This is a genomic window from Pseudomonas sp. DCB_AW (assembly GCF_026240895.1).
In the GTDB taxonomy this organism is placed as follows: Bacteria; Pseudomonadota; Gammaproteobacteria; order Pseudomonadales; family Pseudomonadaceae; genus Aquipseudomonas; species Aquipseudomonas kermanshahensis.
This window is the reverse complement of sequence record NZ_JAPFCE010000008.1, coordinates 20,221-35,504: the sequence shown is the minus strand read 5'-3', so window position 1 is coordinate 35,504 and position 15,284 is coordinate 20,221. Positions and strand designations below refer to the sequence as shown.

Here is a 15,284-nt window from a genome sequence, read left to right as displayed (position 1 = left end):
CCACGGTCTCCAGTGTGGAAAGAGGGGCGATTGTAGCGCAAGGCTCAGCCCTTGCGGTTGGCAAACACCGACAGCGCGCGCTCGATGCATTGCGCGGTTTTACCAAAGGCTTGCACGCTGATATCAGCCAATGGCCGGCAGCCCTGGTCGGCCACCATCAGCATCAGCACCTGATCGTTTACCGCCAGCGAGCGCAGCAGCACGTGCTCGCTGCGGAACAGGGCGCGCAGCGGGGCGGGCAGCAGGGCCGAGAACTGGCTGTGGTTTTCCGGGGTGATGCGCAACTGTCCGGCCTGGGCCATCAGCTTTTGCAGCAGTTTGTTTTGCGACACCTGCAGGGCCAGGGCTCCGGCCTCTTTGGGCAAGCCGGCGGCCTGTTGCACGCGCAGGTAGTCGCTGGCCTTGTCCAGGCTCAGCAGCAGGATGCGTTGCATGCCGCAGGCCAGCAGGGCTTCGCGGGCCTGGGTGGCCAGGTGCACGGTATTGGTGAACGGGCTGGGCTGGGCCAACAGGTCCTGGCACAGCTTGCGCCAGCGCGCCAGGTCGTCGCTATTGGGCGGTGGTGGGGCCAGCATGTCCGGGTGCGGGCGGCGCTGGTGCCAGGGCCAGATCAGTGCTTCAGCCGGGTGGAACAGGGCATGCCTGGCGTGGCGGCGGGCGCTGGCCGCGGCCTGCTGGTGCACTTGCTGCTGCACGTCTTCCAGCGAGGTTTGCAGGTAGAGCGCAGTCAGCAGTTGCCAACGCAGCAGGTGCGGGTTGTCCCAGCCCACCTGCGCCGCCAGCGCAAGGTTGTTGGCCAGCAGCACGGTGTTGGCCGGCTGGTTGAACCAGCGGCGCAGGCCCGGCTCGGCATCCAGGCGGTGTTGCTGGCTGAGCAGGTCTTCGTCGCGGGCGATGCTCAGCACCTGGGCCAGTTGTTCGCGTTCTTCCAGCAGTAAGCGGTAACCCTGGGTGACCCACTGCGGCAGGCGCCAGTACTCCGCCATGGTCCGGCACAGCGCCATGATGCGCACGCCAAACAGCTCTTCTTCTACCTGGGCGGCGTCCTCGCCCTTGTGGATAACCCGCAGCTCCCAGGTGTCGAGCAGCTTGGGGTAGGCCAGTGCCAGCGGCCACAGGGGTGACAGGAACAGCAGGCTGCCCCAGTGAATTTCCTGCCACAGCCGTGCCAGGCGGCTGGCGAACAGGCCGCTGGCCTGCTGCGAAGCGTGCTGGCTGATCAGCTGGAACTGGCTGAGCACTGGCGGGATGTCTTCGACGGGCACGGAGGGCAGGCGCTTGAGCAACTGCTCGGTGCGGGCCAGGCCCAGCCGGTTAAGGGCGATTTCCAGGCTCTCGGCAGGCTCGGCCTGGCTGGCGTTGGTCGGGTGATTGGCCTCACGCAGCACGGAAAGCACCAATGCCGGGCTGTCCTGCATCAGTTCGGCGATGTCGCGCAGCGAGCGGCGGCTGTCATTGATGGCAGCGATTACCCGGTCGTGACTGTGCTTCGGCACGGGGATGCGGACACTCTCCAGCAGCTTTACCCAAGCCTCTAACGTACGCGGCGGCTGAGCGGGCACCTTGGTTTCAATTGGCATTTTGACATCAGTCCGAACTGGCTTTTCGCTTTGAGTGGCTATAGTCTGGCGCAGTTCTGCCGATAAGTAGAAGAAGAGTTTTAAAGCTCCCAGTCTCATACCCCGACCACGACAGCAAGTGCTTTGAACCTATGGCTAAAATTATCGGCATCATCGTCGTATTCGCGAGCGTGCTCGGCGGATACGTGCTCTCCCACGGCAAGATTGCGGCGCTGATCCAGCCGTTCGAAGTACTGATCATCGGCGGTGCGGCCTTCGGTGCATTCTTGCAGGCCAACCCTGGCCACATGACCATGCACGTCATCAAGAAGTCGATGAAGATGTTCGGCTCGCGCTTCTCCCATGCCTTCTACCTGGAAGTGCTGGGCTTGGTGTACGAGATCCTCAACAAGAGCCGTCGTGAAGGCATGATGGCCATCGAGAGTGATATCGAGGACGCCGCTGCCAGCCCGATCTTCGCCAAGTACCCCACCGTGCTGGCGGATGAGCGCATGACGGCGTTCGTCTGCGACTACTTGCGCATCATGTCCACCGGCAACATGGCCCCGCACGAGCTCGAAGGCTTGTTCGACATGGAGCTGCTGAGCATGAAGGAAGAGCTTGAACACCCCTCCCATGCGGTGACCGGCATTGCCGACGGCATGCCCGGCTTCGGTATCGTTGCGGCGGTACTGGGTATCGTGGTGACCATGGCTTCGCTCGGCGACGGCGACCAGGCGGCTATCGGCATGCACGTCGGTGCGGCGTTGGTCGGTACGTTCTTCGGTATCTTGGCAGCCTATGGCTTCTTCGGCCCCTTGGCCAAGTGCCTGGAGCACGATGCCAAGGAAGAGCTCAACCTTTATGAGTCGATCAAGGCCTCGCTGGTCGCGTCGGCCTCGGGCATGCCGCCGTCCCTGGCTGTGGAATTCGGGCGCAAGGTGCTCTACCCGAAACACCGCCCAAGTTTTGCCGAGCTGGAACAAGCGGTTCGCGGTCGCTGAGTCATGGAAAACAATCAGCCGATCATCATCAAGCGCGTCAAGCGCTTCGGCGGCGGCCATCATGGCGGCGCCTGGAAAATCGCCTTTGCCGACTTCGCCACGGCGATGATGGCGTTTTTCCTGGTGCTGTGGCTGTTATCCACAGCCACCCCCGAGCAGAAAATCGCCATTGCCGGTTACTTCCAGGACCCGATTGGCTTCTCCGAGAGTGGCACGCCCTACGTGATCGACCTGGGCGGCTCGCCCGAGATGGCGCCGGAAAAGACCATCAACCCTGAGGTGAAGACCGAGCCGACTCAGGAGTCCACGGTTCAGCTGAACAAGGACCAGGTCGAGACCATGGCCGAACAGGTCGAGCGCGAGCGCCTTGAGCTGTTGCTGCAGGAGCTGCAGAACAAGGTCGAAGAAAACCCGCAACTGCAGAAGTTCAAGGACCAGATCCTGTTCGAGATCACCCAGGACGGTTTGCGTATCCAGATCATGGATGCCGAGAACCGGCCGATGTTCGACCTCGGCAGTGCGCGTTTGCAGCCGTATTTCGAAGACATCCTGCTGGCCATGGCCGACACCATCAAGGCGGTGCCGAACAAGATCAGCGTCAGCGGCCACACCGATGCCAAGCCGTTCGCCGGCACTGGTGAGTTCGGCAACTGGGAGTTGTCGGCCAACCGTGCCAACGCGGCGCGGCGTGCGTTGGTTGCCGGGGGCTATCCGGATGGGCAAGTGGCCCGGGTGGTGGGTTATGCGTCGTCGTCGTTGTTCGACCGCAAGGACCCGTTCAACCCGGTCAACCGGCGTATCGACATCATCGTGCTGACCAAGAAGGCCCAGCGCGATATCGAAGGTGAGCAGGCCGCGCCCGAAACGCCGCCGGCCCAGCCAGCACCGCCTGCCGGCGCCGCGCCGGGGGCTTCTTCGGCCCCTGCTGTGCCGGGCGCTGAGCAAGCACCGATGCAGCCACGCGAGCTGCGCCAGAAGCTGAACATCTTCGAGGATGGCACGTTGAAGATGGACGAAGCCAAGGAGCAGTAAGTGACTGGGGCCGCTATGCGGCCCCAATGCATTCAAAACCCCCGGCGGATCTTGGCCTTGAGGTCGGCATGAAAGTAGTCGGCATTATCCCGGTCAGCCCCCAATCCTCGCCCTGGCGGCAATGACATGGCCCGCTCGAACGTGCGTTCATCGTGATACGCACGCACGAACAGGTCGATGTGCGGGCGCTCGCGCATGATCGGCCATCTGCCCAGGCACTCAGGCAGTGTGCCTGGCCCTTTGCAATAGAAACTCACCCGGCGGCAGCCCATTGCCGCGGCCCCCAGCAGCCAGGCAGTCCACCATTGTTCACCGACGCTGGCCGGCAACACGCCGACCCAATGGGTGGCATCGCTCATCTGCTGGCAGAAACTGCCATAGAGGTCATCGCGGGTCTGCCCATCGCTGTCGTATTGCACCAGCTGGGTGGGGATGCCTTCGAGCAGCAGGCGCTCATTGAGGATGAACGCGTCGAGCCGCTCTTCGTGGCGGTAGCTGATAAGAACCGGCATGGCGGTTGCCCTCCCTGATAGAAGCCATGACCATCAGCGAAAGCAGGAGAAGGGGCAATAGATGACGCTAAAACCGGAGCGGTCTTACGCGCTCCGGTAATATTTCCTACAAATCAGGCGGGTTAGTAGCTGTCTTCCGGCAGGCTGGCGATGATCGAGCGGTAGCTGTTCATGCGTTGCTGCTTGATCCGGCCTTCTTCCAGTGCCTTGAGCAGCGCACAGCCCGGCTCGCGGTCATGCTTGCAGTCGCGGAAGCGGCAGGTGCCGAACAGGTCGCGGAACTCGATGAACCCCTCTTCCACGTCATCGCGGCTGACATGGCCCAAACCGAATTCGCGAATACCCGGCGAGTCGATCAGGTCGCCGCCGTTGGGGAAGTGGTACAGGCGCGCGGTGGTGGTGGTGTGCGTGCCTTGGCCCGACCATTCGGACAGGTCGCCGACGCGGGTGTCGGCAGCGGGCAGCAGGCTGTTGACCAGCGACGACTTGCCCACGCCCGACTGGCCGACGAACACGCTGATGTGCCCGTCCAGCATCTGCTGCAGGCGTTGCATGCCGTCACCCTGGTGGGCCGAAACCTCCAGCAGCGGGTAGCCGAGGTCGCGGTAGACCTCGAGTAGCGCCTGCAACGCCGGGGCGTTCTCGTCGTTGATCAGGTCGGCCTTGTTCAGCAGCAGCAACGGGCGGATGCCGGCGTGTTCGGCGGCTACCAAGTAGCGGTCGATCAGGTTCGGGTGGGGCTCGGGGGCTGGCGCGAAGACGATCACGATCAGGTCGACGTTGGCCGCCACCGGCTTGAGCTGGCCGTGGTTGTTTGGCCGGCACAGTTCGGTGCTGCGTGGCATCTGCGCGACGATAACGCCGATGCCCTGGTTGCCCGCCCGCCAGACCACGCGGTCGCCGGTGACCAGCGCAGGCAGGTTGGCCCGCAGGTGGCAGCGGAAGATCTGCCCAGCCACGTCGCCGTCCTGGGCTTCGACCTCGACCTGCACGCCAAAGTGCGCGATCACCAGGCCCAGTTGCTCTGGCCCCAGGTCGCCGCCTTCCAGCTCTTGCAGCGTGTGCTGCTCGCGTTTGGCGGCGCGAGCGGCGCGCTCGTTCTGGATTTTTTCGATACGCCAGTTTTGGCGACGATTGAGCTGGCGTTTGGCCATGAAGATTCCGTGCTGGGACAGATTGAAAACGGCAGGCAGTTTAGCACGCCGGGCGCTCGACCATTCTGCTTACCTTTGCACCGCGCGCCGCACATGCGCCCGCCGCACTCGCTAGGCTACTATGACGGCCTATACGAGGAGCCCCTGCATGCAAAACCCACAGAATCTGATCTGGATCGACCTGGAAATGACCGGCCTGGATCCGGACAGCGACGTCATCATCGAGATGGCCACGATTGTCACCGACAGCGATCTGAACACCCTGGCCGAAGGCCCGGTGATCGCCATTCACCACAGTGACGAAGTGCTGGCGCGCATGGACGAATGGAATACCCGTACCCACGGCGGCTCGGGCCTGACCCAGCGCGTGCGCGAGAGCACGGTCAGCATGGCCGAGGCCGAGGCCCAGACCATCGCCTTCCTCGAGCAATGGGTGCCCAAGGGCAAGTCGCCGATCTGCGGCAACAGCATCTGCCAGGACCGCCGGTTCCTGTATCGCCACATGCGCAACCTGGAAAACTACTTCCACTACCGCAACCTCGACGTCTCGACCCTCAAAGAGCTGGCCGCACGCTGGGCGCCGAATGTGCGCGACAGTTTCAAGAAGGGCGGCACCCACCTGGCGCTGGACGATATCCGCGAGTCGATTGCCGAACTGCGCCATTACCGCGAGCACTTCATCAAGGTGTGAAGCGTGAGGGCGCAGATATTGTGTCTGTGCCCTCTTTTGGTGCCCTGGGCAACTGGTTAGACTGCGCGCCTTTCTCGCACGGACTCGCACCATGTTGTTGATGCTCTACCTCATTGCCATCACCGCTGAAGCCATGACCGGCGCGTTGTCTGCCGGCCGCCGCGGCATGGACTGGTTCGGCGTGGTGCTGATTGCCTGCGTCACGGCCCTGGGTGGCGGTTCGGTGCGCGACGTGCTGCTCGGGCATTACCCGCTGACCTGGGTCAAGCACCCTGAGTACCTGGTGCTGACCAGTTGCGCGGCACTGCTGACGATTTTCATCGCCCCCATGATGCGCCGCTTGCGCTCGATGTTCCTGGTGCTAGACGCCCTGGGGTTGGTGGCCTTTACCTTGATCGGTTGCATGACGGCGCTGGAGATGGGGCAGGGCATGCTGGTAGCGTCGATCAGCGGCGTGATCACCGGGGTATTTGGGGGCATCTTGCGCGATATCTTCTGTAACGACATCCCGCTGGTGTTCCGTCGCGAGCTGTATGCCAGTGTGTCGTTCGCGGCGGCGTGGTTCTATCTGGGGTGTGTGCACTTCCAGTTGCCAGCGGAGCAGGCCATGTTGCTGACCTTGTTCGGCGGGTTTCTGCTGCGCTTGCTGGCGATCCGGTTCCACTGGGAAATGCCCAAGTTCCACTACAACGACCAGCAATAGAGCCGCCTTCAGGTGGAACGCGGTCACTGTGGGAGCGGGTTTACCCGCGAAACAGGCACCGCGGTGTAGGGCACCGGCTCCGCCGGTGTTCGCGGGTGAACCCGCTCCCACAGGGATGGCGTGGTTACTGGATACCGTGCCGTTCCAGCGCCCACTCCACATGCTCGCGCACCAGTGCCGAGGCATCCTCGCGCCGTGCCTTCAGGGCCTCGATCACCGGGATCGTCGAAGGCGCATTGCCCAACCCCACGGCCAGGTTACGCAACCAGCGCTCATAACCCGCGCGCCGCAATGGCCCGCCTTCGGTCTTGCGCAGGAAGGTCTTCTCGTCCCACAAGAACATCTCGGCCAGCTCGGCATTTTCCAACCCATGGCGCGGCTGGAAGTCATGCTCCTGCGTGGGCCGGGCAAAGCGGTTCCATGGGCAGACGATCTGGCAGTCGTCGCAACCAAACACCCGGTTGCCCATCATCGAGCGCAACTCGACGGGGATCGCCCCCTTGAGCTCAATGGTCAGGTAGGAAATGCAGCGCCGGGCATCCAGCACATAAGGCCCGACAAAGGCTTTGGTCGGGCAGATGTCCAGGCACGCCTCGCAACGCCCGCAGTGCTCGCTGGTGTGCGCGTCGTCCACCGGCAACGGCAGGTCGACGAACAGCTCGGCCAAAAAGAAGTAGCTGCCGGCCTTGCGGTTGAGCAGCAGGGTGTTCTTGCCGATCCAGCCCAACCCGGCTTGCTCGGCAATCGCCTTTTCCAGCACCGGGGCGCTGTCGACGAAGGCCCGGTAGCCGAACGGGCCGATGGCTTCCTGGATGCGATCGGCCAGGTGCTGCACGCGCTTGCGCACCAGCTTGTGGTAGTCGCGGCCAAGGGCGTAGCGCGATACGTAGGCCTTTTCCGGCTGGGCCAGGCGTTGCGCCATCTGCGTGTCGCCGGGCAAGTAATCCATGCGCAGCGAGACCACCCTTACCGTGCCGGGGATCAACTGGTCGGGGTGTGCGCGTTTGCCATCGTGAGCGGCCAGGTATTCCATCTCGCCCTGATAGCCGGCTTCTAGCCAGCGCTGCAGGTGCTTTTCGTGCTCGCCAAGGTCCACCCCGGCGATGCCGACATGGGCAAAACCGAGTTCTTGGCCCCAGATCTTGATGGATTGGGCCAGGGCGGGGAGGTCAAGTGTGCAAGCGGACATGGATGGGCAGGCAATACGGGCTCAGGTGCGTATAATTCTGCCAGACATTGGAGCCTTTGACCCCATGCCCCAGACCAAACAACCCGCGCATGCCCCGCAATTGCTCAGCAGCGTGACCGTCGCGCACCTGCCGGCGAGGCCTGCGCATGCCCATAAAAGTGACTTCGGCCATGTGCTGGTGGTTGGCGGCGACCTCGGTACGGGCGGTGCGGTGCTACTGAGTGCCGAAGCCGCGCTGCGCTGTGGTGCCGGGTTGGTCAGCGTGGCGACGCGTCCTGAACATGTCGGCGCATGCCTGGCCCGCCTGCCGGAAGCCATGTGCCTGGGCGTGAGTTCGGCCAATCAGCTGATGGGCGTGCTGGAGCGTGCCTCGGTGCTGGTGGTCGGCCCGGGGTTGGGGCAGGCGGCGTGGGGCCGTAGCCTGTTGTCGGCAGTGGCCAATGCTGAGCAACCGCAGGTCTGGGATGCTGATGCCTTGAACCTGCTGGCGCGCACGCCCCTGGCCCTGCCCAGCGGCAGCATCCTCACCCCGCACCCGGGGGAGGCGGCGCGGTTGCTGGGGATTTCCACCGAGGCCGTGCAAGCCGACCGCCCAGGGGCTGCGCGCAAGCTTGCCCGCCGCTATGCCAGCGTCTGCGTGCTGAAGGGTGCCGGTACCCTGGTGGCCGACCCGAGCGGGCAGTTGGCGCGGTGTGACCGTGGGCACCCGGCCATGGCCGGCGCCGGCCTGGGCGATGTGTTGACCGGCGTGCTGGCGGCGCTGCTGGCTCAAGGCTTGGGGGCCTGGGAGGCCGCCTGCTTGGGGGCGTGGCTGCATGCCTGTGCGGGCGAGCGCCTGGGCGTCAAAGGTAGAGGCCTGGCAGCCAGTGATCTGGCGCCGGTCATTCGTGAGTTGTTGGAGGAGCATTCTGCGTGTCTGGCTTAACCCTGTTTCTGGCCGATGAAGCGGCCATGGTCGCGTTTGGTGCGCGGCTTGCCGAAGTGACCGGCGGTCATGGCGTGATTTTTCTCGAAGGTGACCTGGGGGCGGGCAAGACCACGCTCTCACGTGGCCTGATCCGTGGCTTGGGCCATACTGGTGCAGTCAAGAGCCCGACCTTTACCGTGGTCGAACCGTACGAGATTGGTGAGGTGCGTGCGTTCCATTTCGACCTGTATCGCCTGGTCGATCCGGAGGAGCTGGAGTACATGGGCATACGTGACTACTTCGAGGGCGATGCGCTGTGCCTGTTCGAGTGGCCACAAAAGGGTGCGGGCGTTTTGCCAAAGCCTGACCTGACCATTACCATAAGCCCCCAAGCGAGCGGACGCTCGCTGAACCTTTCGCCGCAGGGGGCTCGCGGCGAGGCTTGGTGCGTTGCACTGGGCAAACACTAAAACTGTAAGTGGGGTAGGTATGCGCATACGCGCACTGGTCGCCATCGTTGGGCTGCTGCTGACAACGGTGACCGTTGACGCTCTGGCCGTCACTCAAGTCAAGAGCATGCGCCTGTGGCGCGCGCCGGACAACACGCGGCTGGTCTTCGACCTGTCTGGCCCCGTGCAGCACAGCGTCTTCACCCTCAGCGCGCCAGACCGCCTGGTCATCGACATCAATGGTGCGACCCTGGCCGCGCCGTTGAACGTAGCGACGTCCAACACGCCGATCAGCAGCGTGCGTTCGGCCCAGCGTACGCCTACCGACCTGCGCGTGGTGGTCGACCTGAAAAAGTCGGTCACGCCCAAGAGCTTCACCTTGGCGCCCAATGCCCAGTACGGCAACCGCCTGGTGGTCGACCTGTACGACCAGGAAGCCGACGCCGTCGCTGCCAGTACACCGCCCCCGCCGCCGACGCCCGTGCAAACGCCGGTGACCACGCCTGCGGTGCCGGTGAGCCCGGCCCAGCCGGCCATCAAGCTGCCACCGGTGCCCAGCGGCAAACGTGACATCGTGGTCGCCATCGACGCCGGCCACGGCGGCGAAGACCCGGGCGCTTCCGGCTCGCGCGGCCAGCATGAAAAAGACATCGTCCTGCAGATCGCTCAGGAGCTGCAGCGCCAGATCAACAGCGAGAAAGGCTTCCGCGCCGAGCTGACCCGCACCGGTGACTACTTCATCCCGCTGCGCAAACGCACCGAAATCGCCCGTAAGAAGGGTGCCGACCTGTTCGTCTCGATCCACGCCGACGCCGCGCCGTCCAAGGCCGCCTTCGGTGCCTCGGTCTTTGCATTGTCCGACCGTGGCGCCACGTCCGAGACCGCACGCTGGCTGGCCGACACGGAAAACCGCTCCGACCTGATCGGCGGTGCCGGCAACGTCAGCCTCGACGACAAGGACCGCATGCTCGCGGGCGTGTTGCTCGACCTGTCGATGACCGCCACGCTCAGCTCCAGCCTCAATGTGGGCCAGAAGGTACTGGGCAACATGGGCCGCATCACCTCGCTGCACAAGCAGCGTGTGGAGCAGGCAGGCTTTATGGTGCTCAAGTCGCCGGATATCCCGTCGATCCTCGTTGAAACCGGGTTTATCTCCAACGCCAACGAAGCCGCCAAGCTGGCTACCCGCAGCCATCAGCAGGCCCTGGCCCGCTCGATCCATACCGGCGTGCGCCAGTTCTTCCAGCAAAACCCACCGCCGGGCACTTACATTGCCTGGCTGCGCGACACCGGCAAGATCGCAGCCGGCCCACGTGAACACACCGTGCGCCCGGGTGAGACCTTGGCCATGCTCGCGGTGCGCTATCAGGTCAGCGTGGCCAGCCTGCGCAGCACTAACAGCCTCAAGACCGATGAGCTGAAAGTCGGCCAGCGTCTGGACGTGCCGGCCACTACCCTGGCTTCGCAGCAATGAGTGGTGGTTCACGCATCCAGCTGCTCAGCCCGCGGCTGGCTAACCAGATTGCCGCGGGGGAGGTGGTCGAGCGCCCGGCCTCCGTGGCCAAGGAGTTGCTGGAAAACAGCCTCGACTCTGGTGCCCGGCGCATCGATGTCGAAGTCGAGCAAGGTGGCGTCAAGCTGCTGCGGGTACGCGACGATGGCGGCGGGATTTCTGCCGATGACCTGCCGCTGGCGCTGGCCCGTCACGCCACCAGCAAGATCCGTGAGCTTGAAGACCTCGAAGGCGTACTGAGCCTGGGTTTCCGCGGCGAGGCCCTGGCCTCGATCAGCTCGGTGGCGCGCCTGACCCTGACGTCGCGCACGGCCAACGCCAGCGAAGCCTGGCAAGTCGAGACCGAAGGCCGCGACATGACCCCGCGCGTGCAACCGGCAGCGCACCCGGTGGGTACCTCGGTCGAAGTGCGTGACCTGTTCTTCAATACCCCGGCCCGGCGCAAGTTCCTCAAGGCCGAGAAAACCGAATTCGATCACCTGCAGGAAGTCATCCGTCGCCTGGCCCTGGCCCGCTTCGATGTCGGCTTCCACCTGCGCCATAACGGCAAGAGCATCCTCAGCCTGCATGAGGCCCATGATGAAACCGCCCGTGCGCGGCGCGTAGGCGCCATCTGCGGGCCGGGCTTCATGGAGCAGGCGCTGCCCATCGATGTCGAGCGCAACGGCCTGCGTTTGTGGGGCTGGGTGGGGCTGCCGACCTTCTCACGGAGCCAGGCCGACCTGCAGTACTTCTTCGTCAATGGCCGGGCAGTGCGCGACAAGCTGGTCGCCCACGCTGTGCGCCAGGCGTACCGAGATGTGCTGTTCAATGGCCGGCACCCGACCTTTGTGCTGTTCCTCGAACTCGAGCCCAACGGCGTGGACGTCAACGTGCACCCGACCAAGCACGAAGTGCGCTTCCGTGAAGGGCGTTCGGTGCATGACTTCCTGTATGGCACCTTGCACCGCGCCCTGGCCGACGTGCGCCCCGAGGACCAACTGGCTGCGCCCGCTGCGGCTGCCGACATCGTCCGCCCCAGTGGCCAGCAGGCCGGTGAGTTCGGCCCTCAAGGCGAGATGCGCCTGGCCTCGCCGGTGCTTGAGCAGCCTCGTGCGCCGCAGTTTTCGATTTCCAATGGTGGCAGTGGCTCGGGCTATCAGTCCCAGTACAGCCCGCGTCCGTCGCAGCCGTTGCCGGCGGCTGAGTCGCAGGCGGTGTACCGCGAGTTCTACAAGCCGCTGAGCGATGGCGCGGCTGCACCTTCGTCGCTGCCAGAAAGCCAGGGTGACATTCCACCGCTGGGTTATGCCCTGGCTCAGCTCAAGGGCATCTACATCTTGGCCGAGAATGCTGTCGGCCTGGTGTTGGTGGACATGCACGCCGCGCATGAGCGGATCATGTACGAGCGGCTCAAGGTGGCCATGGCCAGCGAAGGCCTGAGCGGTCAGCCGCTGCTGGTGCCTGAGTCGTTGGCCTTGAGCCAGCGCGAAGCCGACTGCGCCGACGAGCACGCCCAATGGTTCCAGCGCCTGGGCTTCGAGTTGCAACGGCTGGGCCCCGAGACCCTGGCGATCCGGCAGATCCCGGCGTTGCTCAAGCAAGCCGAGGCCAACCGCCTGGTGCAGGATGTGCTCGCCGACCTGATGGAATACGGCACCAGCGACCGCATACAGGCGCACCTCAACGAACTGCTCGGCACCATGGCCTGCCATGGCGCCGTGCGCGCCAACCGGCGCCTGGCCATCCCCGAAATGAACGCACTGCTGCGCGACATGGAAAACACCGAGCGCAGCGGCCAGTGCAACCACGGCCGACCGACCTGGACCCAAATGGGCCTGGACGACCTGGACAAACTTTTCCTGCGCGGTCGATGACATGAGCGGCAAGCCCCCAGCAATATTTCTCATGGGCCCGACGGCGGCCGGCAAGACTGACCTTGCCATCGAGCTGACCAAGGTCCTGCCCTGCGAGTTGATCAGTGTCGACTCGGCGCTGGTCTACCGTGGCATGGACATCGGTACCGCCAAGCCTTCCAAGGAACTGCTGGCAGCGCACCCGCACCGGCTGATCGATATTCTCGACCCGGCCGAAAGCTACTCTGCCGCGCACTTTTGCACCGATGCCTTGCAAGCCATGGCGGAAATCACCGCACGGGGCAAGATCCCGCTGCTGGTGGGTGGCACCATGCTGTATTACAAGGCCTTGATCGATGGCTTGGCTGACATGCCGCCGGCCGACGCCAGCGTGCGTGCCGAACTCGAAGCGCAGGCCCGGGAGCTAGGCTTGGTCGAGCTGCACCGCCAGTTGGCCGAAGTGGACCCTGAGTCGGCGGCGCGCATCCATCCGAATGACCCCCAGCGGCTGATCCGTGCGCTTGAGGTTTACCGGGTGAGCGGCGAGAGCATGACGGCTCATCGCCAGCGTCAATTCGCGGAAAGTCGCGGCGCAGACGCAGGCGCTGGCGGACATTTGCCCTATACTGTCGCGAGTTTGGCGATCGCTCCTACAGATCGTCACATTTTGCATCAGCGAATTGCGTTACGATTTTCGCAGATGTTGGAACAGGGCTTCATCGACGAGGTCCGATCGCTGCGAGCCAGAAGTGACTTGCACGCCGGGTTGCCGTCTATACGGGCAGTGGGGTACAGGCAAGTCTGGGACTACCTCGACGGCAGGCTAAGTGAGAATGAGATGCGAGAACGCGGTATCATTGCCACTCGCCAGCTGGCCAAGCGGCAGTTCACCTGGTTGCGCGGTTGGTCTGACGTGCACTGGCTTGACAGCCTCGCCTGCGACAATCTGTCCCGCACCTTGAAATACCTGGGAAGCGTCTCCATATTGAGCTGAGTCCCTGCTAATTGCCGTCTATTCTTGCGAAGGGGCGGCCTAATTTATCGATTTTCTTGATTTTCTATTATTTATCCTTACAGGAGTGCGGCATATGTCAAAAGGGCATTCGCTACAAGACCCTTACTTGAACACTTTGAGAAAAGAAAAGGTTCCGGTTTCCATCTACCTGGTCAACGGGATCAAGCTGCAGGGCTCGATCGAATCTTTCGACCAGTTCGTTGTGCTGCTGAAGAACACTGTCAGCCAGATGGTCTACAAGCACGCTATTTCGACCGTGGTTCCTGCCCGTCCGGTTCGCCTGCCAAGCCCGTCCGATTCCGAACACGGTGACAGCGAGCCAGGCAACGCCTGATAGGAGCCTGCATTGTTCTTTGAGCGCCACGGTGGTGGTGAACGGGCGTTGCTCGTTCACTTGGAAGGTCAGAACCCTGAGGCGCGCGAAGACCCGCAGGAGTTTCAGGAGTTGGCATTGTCGGCCGGGGCGGACATCGTCTCGCTGGTGACCATTACACGGCATCAGCCTACGGCCAAATACCTGATTGGCAGCGGCAAGGTCGAAGAACTACGCGACCAAGTCAAAGCCGATGAGGTCGATCTGGTGATTTTCAATCACACCCTCACGCCCAGCCAGGAACGCAACCTCGAACGTGTCTTCGAGTGTCGCGTGCTTGATCGCACCGGGCTGATTCTCGATATCTTCGCCCAGCGGGCGCGTACCCATGAAGGCAAGCTGCAGGTCGAACTGGCCCAGCTCGAGCACATGAGCACGCGACTGGTACGCGGCTGGACTCACCTTGAGCGGCAAAAAGGCGGTATCGGCCTGCGTGGCCCGGGTGAAACCCAGCTTGAAACCGACCGCCGCCTGCTGCGGGTACGCCTGCGTCAGATCAAGGCACGCCTTGAGAAGGTGCGCAGCCAGCGCGAGCAGGCCCGTCGCGGCCGGCGCCGCGCCGATATCCCGTCGGTTTCGCTGGTGGGTTACACCAACGCCGGCAAGTCCACCCTGTTCAACGCCCTGACCCAATCCGAGGTCTACGCCGCCGACCAGCTCTTCGCCACCCTCGACCCGACCTTGCGCCGGCTCGAGTTGAACGACCTTGGGCCGATCGTGCTGGCTGACACCGTCGGCTTCATTCGTCACCTGCCGCACAAGCTGGTCGAGGCTTTTCGGGCTACGCTCGAAGAGTCGAGCAACTCTGACCTGCTGCTGCATGTGATCGACGCGCATGAGCCCGACCGCATGGAGCAGATTGAGCAGGTGTTGGCGGTATTGGGCGAGATCGGTGCCGAAGGCTTGCCGATCCTTGAGGTCTATAACAAACTCGACCTGCTCGAAGATGTCGAGCCGCAGATCCAGCGCGATGCCGATGGCAAGCCGGAGCGGGTCTGGGTATCGGCACGCGATGGGCGTGGCCTGGAGCTGGTTGGCCAGGCGATTGCCGAGTTGCTGGGGGATGATCTGTTTGTCGGTACCCTGTGCCTGGAGCAGCGTTTTGCCCGCTTGCGCGCGCAATTCTTTGCCCTGGGTGCCGTGCAGAGTGAAGAGCATGATGAAGAAGGGCGCAGCCTGCTGAGCGTGCGACTGCCCATGGTCGAGTTGAATCGCCTGGTCAGCCGCGAAGGCATGGAGCCGCAAGTGTTTGTCGAGCAACACACTTTGCAATAAATGCTCGACGAGGTCGCCGGGCAGCAGTGACAGGCATTCTGTAGCATTGGACGGCGCGCCGTGGGCGCGTCTT

15 protein-coding genes are annotated in these 15,284 nt (G+C 63.6%); 11 read left to right on the top strand and 4 right to left on the bottom strand.

The window, feature by feature from the left end:
- Positions 1–44: 44 nt before the first annotated feature.
- Positions 45–1,580: an HDOD domain-containing protein gene (locus OO306_RS07665; RefSeq protein ID WP_027592518.1), complete on the bottom strand. Its 1,536-nt coding sequence runs from the start codon at positions 1,578–1,580 to the stop codon at positions 45–47.
- 131 nt (positions 1,581–1,711) lie between these two features.
- On the opposite strand from OO306_RS07665, the gene motA reads away from it, so the two are divergent.
- Both motA and motB read left to right on the top strand, forming a co-directional pair.
- On the top strand, positions 1,712–2,563 hold the full coding sequence (gene motA, locus OO306_RS07660) for a flagellar motor stator protein MotA (RefSeq protein WP_027592519.1): 852 nt from the start codon (positions 1,712–1,714) through the stop codon (positions 2,561–2,563).
- A gap of 3 nt (positions 2,564–2,566) precedes the next feature.
- Complete coding sequence (motB, locus tag OO306_RS07655) at positions 2,567–3,595, top strand: flagellar motor protein MotB (protein WP_238215749.1); 1,029 nt, start codon at positions 2,567–2,569, stop codon at positions 3,593–3,595.
- Between the two features lie 32 nt (positions 3,596–3,627).
- Here the strand turns inward: motB and OO306_RS07650 are convergent, their stop codons facing one another.
- On the bottom strand, positions 3,628–4,107 hold the full coding sequence (locus OO306_RS07650; RefSeq protein ID WP_027592521.1) for a hypothetical protein: 480 nt from the start codon (positions 4,105–4,107) through the stop codon (positions 3,628–3,630).
- A 122-nt stretch (positions 4,108–4,229) separates the two neighbouring features.
- Positions 4,230–5,261 carry a small ribosomal subunit biogenesis GTPase RsgA gene (gene rsgA / locus OO306_RS07645; protein WP_265968233.1) on the bottom strand — a complete coding sequence of 344 codons (1,032 nt, stop codon included), beginning with the start codon at positions 5,259–5,261 and terminating at the stop codon, positions 4,230–4,232.
- A gap of 148 nt (positions 5,262–5,409) precedes the next feature.
- Here rsgA and orn point away from each other — a divergent pair, with 148 nt between their 5' ends.
- Together orn and OO306_RS07635 are read left to right on the top strand one after the other, a co-directional pair.
- Positions 5,410–5,952: an oligoribonuclease gene (orn, locus tag OO306_RS07640; protein WP_265968232.1), complete on the top strand. Its 543-nt coding sequence runs from the start codon at positions 5,410–5,412 to the stop codon at positions 5,950–5,952.
- A 91-nt stretch (positions 5,953–6,043) separates the two neighbouring features.
- Positions 6,044–6,655, top strand: a complete 612-nt coding sequence (locus OO306_RS07635) for a trimeric intracellular cation channel family protein (protein ID WP_027592524.1) — start codon at positions 6,044–6,046, stop codon at positions 6,653–6,655.
- A gap of 124 nt (positions 6,656–6,779) precedes the next feature.
- On the opposite strand, the gene queG is transcribed toward OO306_RS07635, so the two are convergent.
- Positions 6,780–7,844 carry a tRNA epoxyqueuosine(34) reductase QueG gene (gene queG, locus OO306_RS07630; protein ID WP_265968231.1) on the bottom strand — a complete coding sequence of 355 codons (1,065 nt, stop codon included), beginning with the start codon at positions 7,842–7,844 and terminating at the stop codon, positions 6,780–6,782.
- A 64-nt stretch (positions 7,845–7,908) separates the two neighbouring features.
- Here queG and OO306_RS07625 point away from each other — a divergent pair, with 64 nt between their 5' ends.
- The 7 genes from OO306_RS07625 (at position 7,909) to hflX (ending at position 15,211) form a co-directional block, all read left to right on the top strand.
- Positions 7,909–8,769: an NAD(P)H-hydrate dehydratase gene (locus OO306_RS07625; RefSeq protein ID WP_027592526.1), complete on the top strand. Its 861-nt coding sequence runs from the start codon at positions 7,909–7,911 to the stop codon at positions 8,767–8,769.
- Positions 8,757–9,221 (top strand): tRNA (adenosine(37)-N6)-threonylcarbamoyltransferase complex ATPase subunit type 1 TsaE, encoded by a 465-nt coding sequence (gene tsaE / locus OO306_RS07620; RefSeq protein ID WP_265968230.1) that lies wholly within the window; start codon positions 8,757–8,759, stop codon positions 9,219–9,221. The genes OO306_RS07625 and tsaE overlap by 13 nt, the downstream gene beginning before the upstream one ends.
- Positions 9,222–9,240: 19 nt before the next feature.
- Complete coding sequence (locus tag OO306_RS07615) at positions 9,241–10,674, top strand: N-acetylmuramoyl-L-alanine amidase (protein WP_027592528.1); 1,434 nt, start codon at positions 9,241–9,243, stop codon at positions 10,672–10,674.
- The gene (gene mutL, locus OO306_RS07610) at positions 10,671–12,569 is read left to right on the top strand and encodes a DNA mismatch repair endonuclease MutL (RefSeq protein ID WP_265968229.1); all 1,899 of its coding nucleotides are present in this window, start codon (positions 10,671–10,673) and stop codon (positions 12,567–12,569) included. The genes OO306_RS07615 and mutL overlap by 4 nt, the downstream gene beginning before the upstream one ends.
- Position 12,570: 1 nt before the next feature.
- Entirely contained in the window at positions 12,571–13,542 is a 972-nt protein-coding gene (gene miaA, locus OO306_RS07605) for a tRNA (adenosine(37)-N6)-dimethylallyltransferase MiaA (protein ID WP_238215759.1), read from the top strand.
- Between the two features lie 94 nt (positions 13,543–13,636).
- Positions 13,637–13,897, top strand: coding sequence for an RNA chaperone Hfq (gene hfq, locus OO306_RS07600; protein WP_003258160.1), 261 nt, complete (start codon positions 13,637–13,639; stop codon positions 13,895–13,897).
- A gap of 12 nt (positions 13,898–13,909) precedes the next feature.
- Positions 13,910–15,211 carry a ribosome rescue GTPase HflX gene (gene hflX, locus OO306_RS07595; protein ID WP_265968228.1) on the top strand — a complete coding sequence of 434 codons (1,302 nt, stop codon included), beginning with the start codon at positions 13,910–13,912 and terminating at the stop codon, positions 15,209–15,211.
- The last annotated feature ends 73 nt before the right edge of the window (positions 15,212–15,284 follow it).

What these genes read in the sequence shown, in the direction of transcription:
- OO306_RS07665 (WP_027592518.1), bottom strand. Translation starts at nt 1,580, where the DNA reads ATGCCAATTGAAACCAAGGTGCCCGCTCAGCCGCCGCGTACGTTAGAG.
- motA (WP_027592519.1), top strand. Translation starts at nt 1,712, where the DNA reads ATGGCTAAAATTATCGGCATCATCGTCGTATTCGCGAGCGTGCTCGGC.
- motB (WP_238215749.1), top strand. Translation starts at nt 2,567, where the DNA reads ATGGAAAACAATCAGCCGATCATCATCAAGCGCGTCAAGCGCTTCGGC.
- OO306_RS07650 (WP_027592521.1), bottom strand. Translation starts at nt 4,107, where the DNA reads ATGCCGGTTCTTATCAGCTACCGCCACGAAGAGCGGCTCGACGCGTTC.
- rsgA (WP_265968233.1), bottom strand. Translation starts at nt 5,261, where the DNA reads ATGGCCAAACGCCAGCTCAATCGTCGCCAAAACTGGCGTATCGAAAAA.
- orn (WP_265968232.1), top strand. Translation starts at nt 5,410, where the DNA reads ATGCAAAACCCACAGAATCTGATCTGGATCGACCTGGAAATGACCGGC.
- OO306_RS07635 (WP_027592524.1), top strand. Translation starts at nt 6,044, where the DNA reads ATGTTGTTGATGCTCTACCTCATTGCCATCACCGCTGAAGCCATGACC.
- queG (WP_265968231.1), bottom strand. Translation starts at nt 7,844, where the DNA reads ATGTCCGCTTGCACACTTGACCTCCCCGCCCTGGCCCAATCCATCAAG.
- OO306_RS07625 (WP_027592526.1), top strand. Translation starts at nt 7,909, where the DNA reads ATGCCCCAGACCAAACAACCCGCGCATGCCCCGCAATTGCTCAGCAGC.
- OO306_RS07615 (WP_027592528.1), top strand. Translation starts at nt 9,241, where the DNA reads ATGCGCATACGCGCACTGGTCGCCATCGTTGGGCTGCTGCTGACAACG.
- mutL (WP_265968229.1), top strand. Translation starts at nt 10,671, where the DNA reads ATGAGTGGTGGTTCACGCATCCAGCTGCTCAGCCCGCGGCTGGCTAAC.
- miaA (WP_238215759.1), top strand. Translation starts at nt 12,571, where the DNA reads ATGAGCGGCAAGCCCCCAGCAATATTTCTCATGGGCCCGACGGCGGCC.
- hfq (WP_003258160.1), top strand. Translation starts at nt 13,637, where the DNA reads ATGTCAAAAGGGCATTCGCTACAAGACCCTTACTTGAACACTTTGAGA.